Origin of the sequence: Streptomyces sp. NPDC006294 (assembly GCF_042870895.1) — a bacterium.
GTDB lineage: Bacteria > Actinomycetota > Actinomycetes > Streptomycetales > Streptomycetaceae > Streptomyces.
The window spans coordinates 159996-175432 of record NZ_JBIAHV010000015.1 but is presented as its reverse complement, the minus strand read 5'-3'; the positions used below and the strand labels follow the sequence as shown (position 1 = coordinate 175432).

Annotated in this window: 13 protein-coding genes; 4 read left to right on the top strand and 9 right to left on the bottom strand. The window is 71.5% G+C overall.

The annotated features are described in order from the left end of the window. Window positions 1–413: 413 nt before the first annotated feature. The gene (locus ACFYOP_RS26095; RefSeq protein WP_356894092.1) at window positions 414–1421 is read right to left on the bottom strand and encodes a stage II sporulation protein M; all 1008 of its coding nucleotides are present in this window, start codon (window positions 1419–1421) and stop codon (window positions 414–416) included. 143 nt (window positions 1422–1564) lie between these two features. On the opposite strand from ACFYOP_RS26095, the gene ACFYOP_RS26090 reads away from it, so the two are divergent. Next, window positions 1565–2482, top strand: a complete 918-nt coding sequence (locus ACFYOP_RS26090) for an RDD family protein (protein WP_356894094.1) — start codon at window positions 1565–1567, stop codon at window positions 2480–2482. Between the two features lie 30 nt (window positions 2483–2512). Here the strand turns inward: ACFYOP_RS26090 and ACFYOP_RS26085 are convergent, their stop codons facing one another. Both ACFYOP_RS26085 and ahcY read right to left on the bottom strand, forming a co-directional pair. After that, window positions 2513–3127, bottom strand: a complete 615-nt coding sequence (locus ACFYOP_RS26085) for a hypothetical protein (RefSeq protein WP_356894096.1) — start codon at window positions 3125–3127, stop codon at window positions 2513–2515. A gap of 195 nt (window positions 3128–3322) precedes the next feature. Continuing rightward, window positions 3323–4780 carry an adenosylhomocysteinase gene (ahcY, locus tag ACFYOP_RS26080; RefSeq protein WP_356894098.1) on the bottom strand — a complete coding sequence of 486 codons (1458 nt, stop codon included), beginning with the start codon at window positions 4778–4780 and terminating at the stop codon, window positions 3323–3325. Window positions 4781–5195: 415 nt separating this feature from the next. Between ahcY and ACFYOP_RS26075 the strand changes: the two genes are divergently transcribed. Then, complete coding sequence (locus ACFYOP_RS26075) at window positions 5196–7265, top strand: PTS fructose transporter subunit IIABC (RefSeq protein WP_356894100.1); 2070 nt, start codon at window positions 5196–5198, stop codon at window positions 7263–7265. 141 nt (window positions 7266–7406) lie between these two features. After that, window positions 7407–8102: a signal peptidase I gene (gene lepB, locus ACFYOP_RS26070; protein WP_356894102.1), complete on the top strand. Its 696-nt coding sequence runs from the start codon at window positions 7407–7409 to the stop codon at window positions 8100–8102. A 93-nt stretch (window positions 8103–8195) separates the two neighbouring features. Here lepB and ACFYOP_RS26065 read toward each other — a convergent pair whose 3' ends face one another. From ACFYOP_RS26065 to ACFYOP_RS26040, 6 genes are all read right to left on the bottom strand, one after another. Next, the gene (locus ACFYOP_RS26065; protein ID WP_356894104.1) at window positions 8196–9164 is read right to left on the bottom strand and encodes a cation diffusion facilitator family transporter; all 969 of its coding nucleotides are present in this window, start codon (window positions 9162–9164) and stop codon (window positions 8196–8198) included. A 93-nt stretch (window positions 9165–9257) separates the two neighbouring features. After that, entirely contained in the window at window positions 9258–10436 is a 1179-nt protein-coding gene (gene manA / locus ACFYOP_RS26060; RefSeq protein WP_356894106.1) for a mannose-6-phosphate isomerase, class I, read from the bottom strand. 130 nt (window positions 10437–10566) lie between these two features. After that, window positions 10567–11709 carry an SIS domain-containing protein gene (locus ACFYOP_RS26055; RefSeq protein ID WP_356894108.1) on the bottom strand — a complete coding sequence of 381 codons (1143 nt, stop codon included), beginning with the start codon at window positions 11707–11709 and terminating at the stop codon, window positions 10567–10569. Between the two features lie 139 nt (window positions 11710–11848). Beyond that, window positions 11849–12031, bottom strand: coding sequence for a Trm112 family protein (locus ACFYOP_RS26050; protein ID WP_100107426.1), 183 nt, complete (start codon window positions 12029–12031; stop codon window positions 11849–11851). A 772-nt stretch (window positions 12032–12803) separates the two neighbouring features. Further along, window positions 12804–14165, bottom strand: coding sequence for a phosphomannomutase/phosphoglucomutase (locus tag ACFYOP_RS26045; protein ID WP_356894110.1), 1362 nt, complete (start codon window positions 14163–14165; stop codon window positions 12804–12806). A gap of 123 nt (window positions 14166–14288) precedes the next feature. Next, window positions 14289–14717 carry a DUF3499 domain-containing protein gene (locus ACFYOP_RS26040; protein WP_356894112.1) on the bottom strand — a complete coding sequence of 143 codons (429 nt, stop codon included), beginning with the start codon at window positions 14715–14717 and terminating at the stop codon, window positions 14289–14291. 273 nt (window positions 14718–14990) lie between these two features. Between ACFYOP_RS26040 and ACFYOP_RS26035 the strand changes: the two genes are divergently transcribed. Beyond that, complete coding sequence (locus tag ACFYOP_RS26035; protein ID WP_356894114.1) at window positions 14991–15419, top strand: metallopeptidase family protein; 429 nt, start codon at window positions 14991–14993, stop codon at window positions 15417–15419. Window positions 15420–15437 lie beyond the last annotated feature (18 nt).

Below are 15437 nucleotides of genomic sequence, written 5' to 3'. Positions count from 1 at the left end.
GTTGAGTTCTCAAGGAACGGACGCTTCCTTTGTACTCACCCTCAGGTCTCCCTGTGGGCTTTCCTCCGGGCGCTTCCCTTCGGTCTTGCGTTTCCAACTCTACCAGATCCGTTTTCCGTTCCGTTTCCGGTTGGAATTCATTTCCGGTGGCCGTTGGGGGCCTTTTTGCCTTTCGGCTGATCCGACTTTATCAGAAGCATTTCGGCCGACCTAATCGGCTTGGTGATCCTGAATGAATCGGGGATCGGCTCCGCGGAAATCGCTCCCTGCGAAAGCCAGACAGACTCTAAATGTTCACCGTCGAACTTGTCCAGTCCGACGCAACCGTTAAAATCTACCTCCCCACGCATCCCGTGTCAACGGGTCTTGTGGGGCGAAGAGGAGACTAGCAGCTCACGGGCCCGCTACGCACATCACGCCGCTGTGGGCAGCTCCGCGCTGCGGTCGGGCTCCTCCACGTCGCCCGAGTCGCCGGCGCGGGCGGCTCGGCCGCCCAGGATGTAGACGTACGCCAGGAACGCCAGCTCGGCGACGATGCCGATGGTGATCCGTGCCCAGGTCGGAAGACCCGACGGCGTTACGAAGCCCTCGATCACGCCCGACACGAACAGCACCAGCGCCAGCCCGATCGCCATGCCGAGCGCCGCCCGGCCCTGCTGGGCGAGCGCCGTGCGGCGCGACAGCGGACCAGGGTCGATGACCGTCCAGCCCAGCCGCAGTCCCGTGCCGGCGGCGACGAAGACTGCCGTGAGTTCGAGCAGACCGTGCGGAAGCACCAGCCCGAGGAAGACGTCCAGGCGGCCGGCCGAGGACATGAGCCCGATGCCGACACCCAGATTCAGCATGTTCAGGAAGAGGATCCAGATCACCGGGAAGCACAGGAACGCCCCCAGGGTCAGGCACATGGCGGCGGCCTGGGCGTTGTTCGTCCAGACCTGCGCCGCGAACGAGGCCGCGGGGTGGCTCGAGTAGTAGGTCTCGTACTCACCGCCGGGCTGGGTCAGGCGGCGGAGATCCTCCGGTGCCCCGATCGCTGACTGCACCTCTGGGTGGGTGCCTATCCACCAGCCGATGAGGGCGGCGACGAGCGTGGAGAGAACGGCGGTCGGTATCCACCAGTGACGGGAGCGGTAGACCGCTGCGGGAAAGCCGGCGGTGAGGAAGGTGACCACGTCCTTCCAGCTCGACCGCCTGGTGCCGGTGACGACGGAACGTGCGCGCGCCACCAGCTGGGTCAGCCTGGCCGTGAGTGCCGGTTCCGGAGCACTGGACTGGACAAGGGAGAGATGGGTGGACGTGCGCTGGTAGAGGGCGACGAGTTCGTCGGCCTCCGCGCCCGTCAGATGGCGACCACGGCGAAGAAGATGGTCCAGGCGGTCCCACTCGGCACGGTGGGCTGTGACGAAGACGTCGAGGTCCATGGTCGGCTGCTGCTCCAGGCACTGGGTGCGTTGCGTACTGTCCGTACTACTTCACTGCTCACTGCTGCGACACGCTGTCGGTCAGCTTGGCAGACTGAGAGATCAGGGGGCAGGGAAGGCCGGACATCACGAAGGGGGCAGCAGTGAGCGGGCTAGTGACGGGGGACGCGGTCGTACTGGGGCTGCAGCCGGCGAGGCTGCCGAGCCGGGCCCTCGCTCTCGTGATCGACCTCGTCGTCGTGTGGACGGCCTATCTGCTGGTTTCGATCGGACTGGCCATAGCCACGGCGTCCCTGGACGAGGCGGCGGTCATGGCGATGTCCATCGCTTCGTTCCTGCTGGTCCTCGTCGGCGGGCCGATAGCCGTGGAGACCCTCAGTCATGGGCGTTCGCTAGGAAAGCTCGCCTGCGGGCTGCGCGTGGTCAGGGACGACGGAGGGCCGATCCGGTTCCGGCACGCTCTGGTGCGCGGCGCGATGGGAGTGGTCGAGGTCCTCCTGACGTTCGGAGTCGTCGCCTGTATCGCCTCGCTGGTGTCGGCACGGGGCCGGCGGATCGGGGACGTCTTCGCCGGAACCCTCGTCGTACGCGAGCGGGTGCCCGCGGCCCGCGGTCCGATGGGGCCGCCTCCGCCGCCGCCGTGGCTGGTGGGCAGGTTCGCCGGGCTCGACCTGTCCGGCGTGCCGGACGCGCTGTGGCTGGCGATACGCCAGTACCTGACACGTATGAAGCAACTGGACCCGGCGGTGAGCTGGTCCATGGCGCAGCGGCTGGCCGGCGATCTGGCGGCCCGTACGGGAACGCCCGCGCCGGTCGGGGTCCCGCCCGCGGCGTATCTGGCCGCGGTGGTGAACGAGCGGCAGGCCCGTGACGCCCGGCGTGCCTTCGCCCCGTCCCCCTCCCCGTCCCCGTCCGTATCGAAGGCGGCGGCCGCGCCGGTCGACCGCCCGGTGGCGGGGCCCGCGTCCGTGCACGAGGCCGGTGTCCGGCCTCCGCAGCCGGCGCGGCCTGATGACGTACGGCCGCCTGTGTCGCCGGGTGGGTTCGCCCCTCCCGCCTGAGCCGCCCGCACCGCGGTCCGCGGCCGAGAGTCAGCGGAACGTCGAGGGGGGGCTCTCCAGGTCTTCGAGTTCGATGCCGGGGGCTGCCAGGACCACGTCGCCGGCGATGTGAACGGCCTGCTGCTCACCGGTGTCCAAGGCGCTGACCTGGTATTCGTCCACTGTCAGAGGTCCGTTGTCAGTGGTGTGCGCTTCACTGTTGATCAGCGCCCAGGACTGGTCGACGGTCAGGGGCGCCAGTACGGGGTCGGTGAAGGCGACGAGACGGACGCGGGTGGCCGGGGCGCCGGGTGCGAGGCGCAGCAGCCGGGCGGTCGCGACGAGGAAGGCCGGGGAGGTGCCGGTGAAGGCGTGGGCTGGGGCGTTGCCTTCCCTGGCGTCGGTACCGGTGGGGTCGGTGCGGACCCAGGTGACGCCGTCGATCGCCGCACCCCGGATCTGCCAGCTCGACGCGTGGAGTTCGAGCCGGATGGGACGGCCCAGTTCGTCCAGGGCCAGGTCGAGGGAGCCGGCTTCGTCGCCGGAGGGGGTGGTGGTTCGGGAGACGTAACGCCAGCCGGAAGGGCCGGGGGCGCACTGGAAGTGTTCTTCGCCGAGGGGGGTGTGATCGTGCGGATCGTGGAGCGAATAGCGGCCGCGGGGCATGGGGGCGTAGGTGTCCTTGTGCGGTGAGGCGTCGGCCGGAAGCCGTGCGAGGAGGGTACGGGGCAGGCCCCCGACACGGGGGTGCGGGGGCCTGCCTGGTACTGCTCGGGTGCACACCTCGCTGGGTGCGTCTGCGCGGTGTGCCTGCACAGGCCCGGACTGGCCGGTGCCCGACCGGGCGCTGCGCAGTGGTGATCAGTAGCGGTAGTGGTCGGCCTTGTACGGGCCGTCGACCTCGACACCGATGTACGAGGCCTGCTCCGGGCGCAGGGTGGTGAGCTTGACGCCCAGCGCGTCCAGGTGGAGGCGGGCGACCTTCTCGTCGAGGTGCTTGGGGAGCACGTAGACGTCCGTCGGGTAGTCCTGAGGCTTGGTGAACAGCTCGATCTGGGCCAGGGTCTGGTCCGCGAAGGAGTTGGACATCACGAACGACGGGTGGCCGGTCGCGTTGCCCAGGTTCAGCAGGCGGCCCTCGGACAGGACGATCAGGACCTTGCCGTCGGCGAAGGTCCACGTGTGGACCTGCGGCTTCACCTCGTCCTTGACGATGCCGGGGATGGCGGCGAGACCGGCCATGTCGATCTCGTTGTCGAAGTGGCCGATGTTCCCGACGATGGCCTGGTGCTTCATCCGGGCCATGTCCGAGGCCATGATGATGTCCTTGTTGCCGGTCGTGGTCACGAAGATGTCGGCCGTCTCGACGACCTCGTCCAGCGTGGTGACCTGGTAGCCGTCCATCGCCGCCTGCAGCGCGCAGATCGGGTCGATCTCCGTGACGATCACCCGGGCGCCCTGGCCGCGCAGCGACTCGGCGCAGCCCTTGCCCACGTCGCCGTAGCCGCACACGACGGCGGTCTTGCCGCCGATCAGGACGTCGGTGGCACGGTTGATGCCGTCGATCAGCGAGTGCCGGCAGCCGTACTTGTTGTCGAACTTCGACTTGGTGACCGCGTCGTTCACGTTGATCGCGGGGAACAGCAGCGTGCCGTCGCGGTGCATCTCGTAGAGACGGTGGACACCGGTGGTGGTCTCCTCCGTCACGCCGCGGATCTCGGACGCCAGCTGCGTCCACTTCTGCGGGTTCTCGGTCAGGGTGCGGTTCAGCAGCCGCAGGATGTGGCCGTACTCCTCGCTGTCCGCCGTCGAGGGGTCGGGGGCCGCGCCGGCCTTCTCGAACTCGACGCCCTTGTGGACGAGGAGGGTGGCGTCACCACCGTCGTCCAGGATCATGTTCGGCCCGCCGGTGGCGGCGTTCGGCCAGGTGAGGGCCTGCTCCGTGCACCACCAGTACTCCTCCAGCGTCTCGCCCTTCCAGGCGAAGACCGGGATGCCCCGCGGGTTCTCCGGGGTGCCGTTCGGGCCGACGGCGATGGCCGCGGCGGCGTGGTCCTGGGTGGAGAAGATGTTGCAGGAGGCCCAGCGGACGTCGGCGCCCAGCGCGACGAGGGTCTCGATGAGGACGGCGGTCTGCACGGTCATGTGCAGGGAGCCGGTGATGCGCGCGCCGGCGAGCGGCTGCGCCTCGGCGTACTCCCGGCGGATCGACATCAGGCCGGGCATCTCGTGCTCGGCGAGGTTGATCTCCTTACGCCCGAAGGGGGCGAGAGAAAGGTCCGCGACCTTGAAGTCCTGGCCATTGGCGACGGTCGGCATACGAGCTGCTCCTCGTGGTTCGGTCGAGGTGGTTACGGCTGGCTCTGCGGCGGCCTGGACGTCACGCCTCCGCGTCGTACCGCTCAGCGACACGGCGCGGGACACGGCATACGAATGCCCGGGAGTCCGCAGGACAGTCCGTCGGAGGCCCTCTCTCCCTCGGTCGGTCCGCGCGGGACCGCCCGACCGCCATCAGCAGCGACGTCTGACTGATTACGAATCTACACCGATCGGCCCAGCCGACCCCAGCCCGCCCAGTTCCGTATTCCAGCCAGTCTGCTGTGGCCGGTTCCGTGCGAGGTCGGGGGGTACGGGCTTTGGACATGGCCGGAATCTGTTGGCACCATGCTGCGACATCCCGGCCGAGCAGCCGGGGCGACCGCACGATCCGCGGGACGAGCGTTAGGAGAACCACGTGACGAGTCCGGCGAGCGGGCAGCGGAAGGTGAGGCTGCTTGCGGTGACGGCCTGTCCGACAGGCATCGCGCACACGTACATGGCCGCGGAGAAGCTGACGCAGGCCGCGGAGGCGCTCGGTGTCGAGATGAAGGTGGAGACCCAAGGGTCCATCGGCGCCGAGAACGTGCTCTCTGACAACGATGTCAGCGAGGCGGACGGCATCATCATCGCCGCCGACAAGGACGTCGACCGCAGCCGCTTCGAGGGCAAGAGGGTGCTGGCCGTCGGTGTCGCCGAGGGCATCCGCCATCCCGATCAGCTGATCGAGCGGGTGCGGGACGCACCGGTGCACCGCGCCCAGGGCGGCGCGGGCGCGGACGGCGGCGGCACGGCGGAACCGGCGCGAGGCGCGAAGGGCGGCGCGGGCGGCGGAGGCGGAGGCCAGGGGCGGGGCGTCACGTACAAGGCCCTGATGAACGGCGTCTCGTACATGATCCCGTTCGTGGTGGTCGGCGGGCTGCTCATCGCCGTCTCGCTGGCGCTGGGCGGTGACGCCACGGCCACGGGCTACGCCATCCCGGAGGGGTCCTTCTGGGAGGACGTCTTCAAGATCGGCGAGATCGGCTTCCAGCTGATGATCCCGATCCTGTCCGGCTACATCGCCTTCGCGATCGCGGACCGCCCCGCCCTGGTCCCCGGCATGATCGGTGGCTGGATCGCCAACAACGGCGCGTTGTACGACTCGGAGGCGGGCGCCGGCTTCATCGGCGCCATCGTCACCGGATTCCTGGCCGGCTATCTGGTGCTGTGGATCAAGAAGGTCAAGGTCCCGAAGTTCGCCCGGCCGATCATGCCGATCATCGTCATCCCGATCGTGGCGACGACGGCGCTCGGCCTCTTCTTCATCTACGTCATCGGCAAGCCGATCTCGTGGGTGTTCGCCCACCTCACCGACTGGCTCAGCGGTATGACGGGCGCGAGCGCGATCCTGCTCGGCGCGCTGCTCGGCCTCATGATCGCGTTCGACATGGGCGGGCCCGTCAACAAGACGGCGTTCCTGTTCGGCGCGGGGCTCATCGCGACCGGCAACCAGACGGTGATGGGCATGTGCGCCGCCGCCATCCCCGTCATGCCGCTGGGGCAGGGCCTCGCCACGCTGATGCGCCGCAAGCTGTACTCGGAGCAGGAGCGCGAGACGGGTATGGCCGCGATCTTCATGGGCATGTTCGGCATCTCCGAGGGCGCGATCCCGTTCGCGGCGGCCAGGCCGGCGCAGGTCATTCCGGCGAACATGCTCGGCGGCGCCGTCGCCGGTGCGGTCGCGGGCATGGCCGGTGTCGAGGACGCGGTGCCGCACGGCGGTCCCATCGTGGCGGTACTGGGCGCGGTCGGCGGGGTGCCGATGTTCTTCCTGGCGGTCGCGGCAGGCACGGTGGTCACCGCGATCACCACCAACGCGCTGATCGGCATCAAGGGCCGTGGCGCGCTCACCCCCGTCGACGAGCCGGCCCTCGTGGGTGCAGGGGCCGCCGCGGGCACCGCGGCGGAAGGGACCGGAACCGTACGGGAGACGGGCGCGGGCGGGACGGCCGGTACGTCGGCCGCAGCGGACGAGGAGAGCGCCGGCACCGAGGTCCTGTCCGGTTATCTGACCGCGCAGACCGTGAAGGTGCGGCTCGAGGCCGACAGCAAGGACGCCGCCATCCGCGAGATGGCCGCCATGCTCGCCACCACCGGCAAGGTCGCGGACCCCGAGGCGCTGGTGCGGGCCGCGCTCGCCCGCGAGGAGCAGGGGACCACGGGGCTCGGTGAGGAGATCGCCATCCCTCATGCCAAGTCCGACGCCGTCACCTCACCGGCCGTCGGCTTCGCCCGCTCCGCGCAGGGCGTCGAGTGGGGTTCCCTGGACGGCACCAAGGCCAAGTTGATCTTCATGATCACGGTGCCGGAGGCGGCCGCGGGCGACGAGCACCTGCGGATCCTGGCCATGCTGTCGCGCAAGCTCATGGACACGGAGTTCCGGGAACGCCTGACGGCGGCGCCGGACGAGACCGCGGTCCTCTCCGTACTGCGCGAGATCCGGTAGCCGGTCCGTGGCGGGGACGCCCGTCCCCGCCACGGATCCCGGCACTCCGGTCCCATAGGGTGCGGACGCCACACCTCGCGTGTGCGGCACCCGCACGGCCTTCCGCCCGCGGCGGGTCAGGTTCGGGAGGGGAGAGCTGCAATGGGGCCGAGCAGACCGGGGCGCGGGCTGCGGATCGCGGGACGGGTGCTCACGCCCCTGGGCGTCCTGCTGTGCGCGGGGACGCTGCTGACGCTCGGATCGGAGTACGGCAGCGTGACGATGGCCGGCCAGTCCATGCAGCCGACCTACGGCATCGGCGACAGGGTCGTGTTCGAGACGCTGGACGACGACCGTGTGCAGCGCGGCGACCTGGTGGTCTACAGCGTGCCGGACCGCTACCGCGGAGAGCCGGTGCTGCACCGGGTGATCGGCGTCGGCGGGGACCGGGTCGTGGGCGGTACGGACGGCGGCGCCCTGTCCCTGAACGGCGAGCCGCTGCCGGAGCCGTACGTGCGGCAGGGCGACGCGGTCGGCGGGATGCCGTTCGACGTCGCCGTGCCCGAGGGCCGGCTGTTCCTGCTCGGCGACGACCGCGGCAACTCCAGGGACTCGCGCTCCTTCCAGGACGAGCCCGGCGGCGGAACCGTGGCGTCGGCATCCGTGCACGGCCGGGTCCTCGACGACGTCACCGTGCCGGTCGCGCTCCGCCTCGCCGCCGCGCTGGGGGCCGTCGCCGGGCTGACCGGGGCGGGGCTCGGACTCGCCGGCGGGCTGACGGGGCGACGGCGCCCGGTTCCGCCCTCTGCCGCGGCGGCCCCCGGCTCTCAGGAACGGCTCACGGGAACCGGGCCTTAGCAGCGGGACAGGAACGTGAAAGGCCCCGGACCGGCGTGGTCCGGGGCCTGCGTGCGCTCGGGAAGTACGGGGCCCCGGTCGCGGTTCGGCTGCTCAGTGGTCCGAGCCGCCGGGGGACTTGTCCAGGTCGGTGGCGCCGGCCGCGACCGCCGTCTCGTGGTAGATGTCCGGCTCCAGGTAGATCACGCGCGCGATCGGCACGGCCGCGCGGATGCGGTCCTCGGCGGCGTTGATCGCCTGCGCGACCTCGTCGGCCCTCTCGTGCGCCTCGACGGCGATCTTCGCCGCGACCAGCAGTTCCTCCGGCCCGAGGTGGAGCGTGCGCATGTGGATGATGCGGGTGACCGTCTCACCGTCGACCGTGGCGGCCCGGATCTTCTCGATGTCCTCCGTGCCCGCGGCCTCGCCCAGCAGCAGGGACTTGGTCTCCGCGGCGAGCACGATCGCGATGATGATCAGCAGGACGCCGATGCAGAGGGTGCCGATGCCGTCCCAGACGCCGTTGCCGGTGGCCAGCGCCAGGCTGACGCCGCAGAGGGCGAGGATCAGACCGACCAGCGCGCCGAGGTCCTCGAGGAGGACGACCGGCAGCTCGGGCGCCTTGGCGCGGCGCACGAACTGGGTCCAGGTCAGCTTGCCGCGTACCTCGTTGGACTCCTTGATGGCCGTACGGAAGGAGAAGGTCTCGGCGATGATCGCGAAGACGAGGACGCCGACGGGCCAGTACCAGGCCTCGATCTCGTGCGGGTGCTTGATCTTCTCGTAGCCCTCGTAGATGGCGAACATGCCACCGACGGAGAAGAGCACGATGGAGACGAGGAAGGCGTAGATGTAGCGCTCGCGCCCGTACCCGAAGGGGTGTTGGGGGGTCGCCTCGCGCTGGGCCTTCTTGCCGCCCACGAGGAGCAGGCCCTGGTTGCCGGAGTCCGCCAGCGAGTGGACGCTCTCCGCAAGCATCGACGACGAACCGCTGAAGAGGAACGCCACGAACTTGGCCACCGCGATTGCGAGGTTGGCGACGAGTGCCGCCACGATCGCCTTGGTACCGCCTGACGCGCTCATGCTTGCCGGATGTCCCTTCGTACCTACGCCGACCGGTCCTGTGCCCGGCCTCTGCGGTGCGCCATTGTTGCAGCACCCCCGCGCGGTGCGGAGTCAGGCCACCACTGTCGCGCGGAAGACGGTACCGGCGCCGCCGTCCGCGCCCGAGATCGCCGCCTTCTCACCGGCGGGCACGAACGCCGACTCGCCCGGTGCCAGGGTCAGTTCACCGGCGGTGACGCGGCCCGCCGTGCACAGCAGGATCTGCGGCGTGGACGCGGTCACGTCGCAGGGCTCCGCGTCGGGCGCGAGGACGTAGCGCGACAGCCGGAACTCGTCGATCGGGGTGTCGTAGACCTCTTCGCCGGAGGGTGACACCTCGGGGCGCAGGATGCCGGGGTCGGTCGCCTCGAACCGGACGATGCGCAGGAGTTCGGGCACGTCCACGTGCTTGGGCGTCAGGCCGCAGCGCAGCACGTTGTCGGAGTTGGCCATGATCTCGACGCCGAGACCGTTGAGATAGGCGTGCGGCACCCCGGCCCCGAGGAACAGCGCCTCGCCGGGCTGGAGTTGTACGTGGTTGAGCAGCATGGCAGCGATGACGCCGGGGTCGCCGGGGTAGTGGTGCGCGATCGCGGCGTACGGGGTGTAGTCGCCGCCGAGCCGTTCGGCGGCCGCCGCGGCCTCCGCGACGGTGGCCGCCATCTCCTGCGGGTCCGCGGTCAGTACGGCGGTGAGCACTTCGCGGAGCGCGGCCGCCTCCGGCTGGGCGTGCAGCAGGTCGACGTACGGCTTGAGGGAGTCGACCTCGAGACCGGCGAGCAGCTCGGCCGCCGCGTCGGCGGAACGGAAGCCGCACAGGCCGTCGAAGGGCGTGAGCGCGCAGATCAGTTCCGGCTTGTGGTTGGCGTCCTTGTAGTTGCGGTGCGGCGCGTCGAGGGGGACGCCGGCGTTCTCCTCGGCTCCGTAGCCGTCCCTCGCCTGGGACAGGTCGGGGTGGACCTGGAGGGAGAGCGGGGCGCCTGCCGCGAGGAGCTTGAGGAGGAAGGGCAGTCGCGGGCCGAACTTGGCGACGGCCGCCTCGCCCAGCTCCCGTTCGGGCGCGGCGGCGATGACCTCGGAGAGGGGCTGCTCCGCCTCGCCGCCACGGGTGACGCGGGACGGCGCGCCGGGGTGGGCGCCCATCCACATCTCGGCCTGCGGCTCACCGGTGGGGGCGACGCCGAGCAGCTCCGGAATGGCGGTGGTGGACCCCCAGGCGTAGGGGCGCACGGTGTTGGCGAGGCGGTCCATGATCTTCCTTGGTCATTCGTCGGTGCAGTCGGTGCAGTCGGTGCGGGCTCAAGCCGGTGCGTCACGACGGCCATGGGCGACCGTGCGTTCGCGGCGCGGGGCGTCACATACGGGTGCGACGGCGGTACGCCTAGACCGGATGATCGCCCGACGCCGCGATGGCCAGGTAAACGGCGGCGAAATCGGTGATGGCCAGCAGCTCCGCGATCGACTCGAGCTCCGAGCCGTCCTCCGGTTCGAGCTCGCTGATGGGTGTGTCGTGGCTGAGCGCCAGCTCGCGGGCGGCGGGCGCTGCCGTGAGACCGCCGACCGGGCGGTCGCGCAGCAGTACGACGCGGGCTCGCAGCGCCTGCGGCTCGTCGACCCGGTCGCGGAAGAAGTCGTCCGGATCGCCGCCGGCCGCGAAGTCGCCGGCAAGGAGCACGCCGTGGGCGGGCAGCGCCTCCGGCAGCTCGGCGGCGAGCGCGGGCCGGCCGGCGAGTTCGGCCAGGACCGCGGCGAAGCGTCTGCCCGCCGGAGCGGCTCCGGCGCCCTCGGTCCAGATGAGGGGCAGGCTGTCGGCGAGGTCCGCGGCCAGCGTCTTGGCCGGGTTGCTGTAGGTGGCGACGGCGGGGCCGCAGCGCTCCGCCGTGGTGTCGAGGCGGTCGGCGATCTTGGCCAGCATCTCCGGCGGGGCGTCGAGCAGCCCGACCCGGTCGAGGAGCGCGAGCAGGGGCGTGAACAGCGCCCAGAGCGCGCCGGGGGCGGCCGCCTGGACCTCCTCGTACGCCTCCTCGTACGGCGCGGTGGCCATCGGGACGGCGAGGCCGTGGACGCCGTCGACCGCCTCGGAGAGCGGCGAGCCCTGCGGTGCGACGGAGACGACGGTGCAGCCGCGCCGGTACGCCTGCTCGGCGAGCAGCGCGAGGCCCGGTTCGCTGCCGTCGGAGGTCACCAGGAGCAGGAGGTCGACCGACCCGGCCCAGCCGGGCATGGCCCAGCGCAGGGCTCCGGCCGCGTGGGCGACGCCGGTGGGGCGGAGCGGGATGACGGGCGCGGAGGTGCCGGCGAGGGCGCCGACGAGGTCCGCGACGCCGAGGGAGGCGGTGCCGGGGCCGGCGACGAGGACGGCCCGCGGCCGGCCCTCGGGGGTGAGTTCGGCGATGCCGGCTTCGTCGGCGTGCCTGGCCGCCGCGCGTACGCGGGCCCCGGCCTCCGCCGCGCCGCGCAACAGGCCCCGGCGGTCGGCGCGGGCCAGGGCGTCCGGAGCGTCGAGGAGCGACTCGTCGAGCATGAGGGTGGGCCTCCGATCGCCGTACGCGGGCGGGGGGTCTTGTGCGGTTGTCAGGGACTCGGTCGTACCGGACACGATCGGCCGGAAGACCCGCCGCCGGACGCTCGGTCCGGTCGCGGGGCCCTCCGGCCGTCCCGCCTCACGCCGGGCGGCGTGCCTCGTCGACGAGCAGGACGGGGATGCCGTCCCTGACCGGGTAGGCCAGGCCGCAGTCCTTGCCGGTGCAGATCAGTTCGGGCGTGTCGGCTGCCGTGCGGTCGTCGAGCGGGGCGTGACAGGCCGGGCAGGCGAGGATCTCCAGGAGGCCGGCTTCGAGCGGCATAAGAGCGGTGTCCCTTCGGGCATGCCGCAGGCCGACGGTGCGATGACGATCGCGTCGGACATACGGTCACGGTCTGGCGGATCAGGCGTCGTCAGCCTACCGCCGGGGGGCGGGGTGCGGCTCGTTCTGGGTGCGGCGTGGACCGACGACGCCGAACGGGGCGCGGGGCCGGGCACGGCCCGGGGTCGACCGGACACGACGCGGGGGCCGCCCGACACGCCCCCGGAGCCGGCCCCGGGGGCGGCCGAGTATGAGCCGGGCCGGCATGCACGGCGAACGCACCGGCGCGAACCGATACGGCGACTCCCGCACCGGAGACGCGCGGCGCCACCGCGCACAGCGGCCAGGCGGCCGTGGCGACGCGGCGCCGGAGGCAGCCGCCCCGGCCGACCACGGCCGGGCACGCACCGGAGTCGGCCCCCGGCACGGCGGCGTGCAGGACGGCAGGCGGCCAGGCGGACGCGCCAACCCCTCGCCAGGGAGGGCGGGGCGCGGCATGGTGCCTGGCCGACCCGGCCGGAGGAAGGCCGGAGGACGGTCACGTACGAGACGGGACGGCCGGAGGACGGCCACGTACGAGCCCGGACGGCCGGCATGGCACCGAACGCACCGAACGCACCGAAGCCGGCCTGCCCCGGCCGCGCGCACCGCAGACGGCCGGGCACGGCCGCCTACGGTGGTCGGGCGGGGCGACGCGGGCGGTCCTCTGCCCGTGCGGGCGGCCGGCGGGACTTGCCGCCCGGCGACGCGCAGGCCCCGCCCCGCGGGGGCGTCAGGCGCGGATCAGTGCCAGAACCTCGTCGCGGACCTTGGACATGGTGGCCTCGTCGCGCGCCTCGACGTTCAGTCGCAGCAGGGGCTCCGTGTTCGAGGCGCGGAGGTTGAACCACCAGTCGGCGGCCGTCACCGTCAGCCCGTCGAGCTCGTCGGCCGCCACGCCCTCGCGGGTGGCGAACGCGTCCTTCACCGCTGCCGCGCGGCCGGCCTGGTCCGCGACCTTGGAGTTGATCTCGCCGGAGGCCGCGTACCGGTCGTACTGCGCGACCAGTTCGGACAGCGTGCCGTCCTGGGAGCCCAGCGCCGCCAGCACGTGGAGGGCGGCGAGCATGCCCGTGTCGGCGTTCCAGAAGTCGCGGAAGTAGTAGTGCGCCGAGTGCTCGCCGCCGAAGATCGCGCCGGTGCGGGCCATCTCCTCCTTGATGAAGGAGTGCCCGACCCGGGTGCGCACCGGGGTGCCGCCGTTCTCGCGGACGACCTCCGGGACCGACCACGAGGTGATCAGGTTGTGGATGACCGTGCCGCCGGAGTGCTTGGCGAGTTCGCGGGAGGCGACGAGGGCGGTGATCGCGGAGGGCGAGATGCCCTCGCCCCGCTCGTCGACGACGAAGCAGCGGTCCGCGTCGCCGTCGAAGGCGAGGCCCAGGTCGGCGCCCTCTGCGCGCACACGGGCCTGCAGGTCGACGATGTTGGCGGGGTCGAGCGGGTTCGCCTCGTGGTTGGGGAAGGTGCCGTCCAGCTCGAAGTACATCGGGACGAGGGTGAGCGGCAGGGACTCGAAGACCGTGGGGACCGTGTGGCCGCCCATGCCGTTGCCCGCGTCGACGACGACCTTCAGGGGCCGCATGGCCGACAGGTCGACGAGGGAGAGCAGGTGGGCCGCGTAGTCGGTGAGAGTGTCGCGCCCGGTCACGCTGCCCGGCGTCGCCGCCGGGGCGGGCGCGCCCTGCTCGGACCAGGTCTCGACGAGCTCGCGGATGTCCGCCAGGCCGGTGTCCTGGCCGACGGGGGCCGCGCCTGCCCGGCACATCTTGATGCCGTTGTACTGCGCCGGGTTGTGCGAGGCCGTGAACATGGCCCCCGGCAGCCCGAGGTGCCCGGAGGCGAAGTAGAGCTGGTCGGTCGAGCACAGCCCGATGAGGGTGACGTCGGCGCCACGGGCCGCGGCGCCACGGGCGAAGGCGCCCGACAGGCCGGGCGAGGACGGCCGCATGTCATGGCCGACCACGATCGCGTCCGCGCCGGTCACCTGGACGAAGGCGGCCCCGAACAGTTCCGCGAGCGACTCGTCCCACTGATCCGGCACCACCCCGCGGACGTCGTACGCCTTCACGATCTGCGACAGATCAGCAGCCACTGCCCAACCCCTTCTGAAGTCCATACGGTCACCACAAACTACCCGGACGGCGGAGGGCGGCCGACGGTCCCCTGCCGCAAAACCGTCGAGCGGGGGCGTGTGTGCCGTGAGCGGAAGGGGCGGTCAGGAGTCGGGGGAACGCAGCACCCGCAGATGGCCGCGGCGCGCGACCTCCATCGGGTCCGCGGAGCGCCGGCCGCCGGGGCCGCCCGCTTCCGCCGTACGCCGCTGGGGCCGTGCCGCCTCGCGGACCGCGTTCGCGAGCGCTTCGAGGTCGTCACCGCTGGGGCGGGCCGGGGCGGAGCCGTCGGTGAGCCGTACGACCTCCCAGCCGCGCGGGGCCGTCAGCCGCTCGCTGTGTTCGGCGCACAGGTCGTAGCAGTGGGGCTCGGCGTAGGTGGCGAGCGGACCGAGGACCGCAGTCGAGTCGGCATAGACGTACGTCAGTGTCGCGACGGCAGGGCGGCCGCACGCGGTGCGCGAACAGCGACGTACAGGGCTCACGACGTTGGACGGTACCGCACTCTTGAGCGGGCTGCGACGACTCTCCACCAGGTCACTCCCCCGTGTCGTCGTGTGACATCGGACATATCGGCAGTTCGAGCAACTGGCCTGACCTGCAGGGAAAGAGAACCACACGGGCGACGGCCACACGCCGTGCGGTCACGAGTCGGAGTGATTCAGGTCAATCGTGTCGAGAGCGCCGATCACGAGAGCCGTTGAATCGAGCCCAACATTGGCCGGAATGTTCAATTAGCGACATACCTGCGGCCGGCGACAGGGTGTCGATCGGCACCGGCCCCGGAGAGCTACCCTGCGTCAGTGATGGACAGTCCTGTACCCCCCCGACCGGCAGAGCCGAGGACCCGCCGCCGCGACCGGCACGGACGAGGCATGCGCGGTCCGGTGGCCCCGCCCCAGGTACCGCTCGCGGCCAGCCGCGCCGAGACCTTCCGTGACCTGGTCCAGGACTCGGTGGAGCGGCTGGAGCGGCACTGGCCGCAGCTGGCCGACGTCGACTTCATGGTGCTGGAGGTGCCCGGCACGCCCGACGATTCAGTGCCCCTGGGCAGTGCCGTCCCGGCGGCCAAGGACCGGCCCGCACGGATCATGGTCTATCGCCGGCCGGTCGAGATCCGGACAAAGAACCGCGACGAACGGGCACTCCTCGTGCACGAAGTGGTCGTCGAGCAGGTCGCGGAGCTGCTCGGGCTGGCCCCGGAGTCGGTCGATCCGCGCTACGGGCAGGACTGACGCACCCCACGGGCCCGC

Bases quoted from the DNA above. Each gene is read 5' to 3' on its own strand.
- manA (WP_356894106.1), bottom strand. From the start codon at position 10,436: ATGGACCGCCTCGCCAACACCGTGCGCCCCTACGCCTGGGGGTCCACC.
- ACFYOP_RS26085 (WP_356894096.1), bottom strand. From the start codon at position 3,127: ATGCCCCGCGGCCGCTATTCGCTCCACGATCCGCACGATCACACCCCC.
- ACFYOP_RS26065 (WP_356894104.1), bottom strand. From the start codon at position 9,164: ATGAGCGCGTCAGGCGGTACCAAGGCGATCGTGGCGGCACTCGTCGCC.
- ACFYOP_RS26050 (WP_100107426.1), bottom strand. From the start codon at position 12,031: ATGCCGCTCGAAGCCGGCCTCCTGGAGATCCTCGCCTGCCCGGCCTGT.
- ACFYOP_RS26035 (WP_356894114.1), top strand. From the start codon at position 14,991: ATGGACAGTCCTGTACCCCCCCGACCGGCAGAGCCGAGGACCCGCCGC.
- lepB (WP_356894102.1), top strand. From the start codon at position 7,407: ATGGGGCCGAGCAGACCGGGGCGCGGGCTGCGGATCGCGGGACGGGTG.
- ACFYOP_RS26095 (WP_356894092.1), bottom strand. From the start codon at position 1,421: ATGGACCTCGACGTCTTCGTCACAGCCCACCGTGCCGAGTGGGACCGC.
- ACFYOP_RS26055 (WP_356894108.1), bottom strand. From the start codon at position 11,709: ATGCTCGACGAGTCGCTCCTCGACGCTCCGGACGCCCTGGCCCGCGCC.
- ahcY (WP_356894098.1), bottom strand. From the start codon at position 4,780: ATGCCGACCGTCGCCAATGGCCAGGACTTCAAGGTCGCGGACCTTTCT.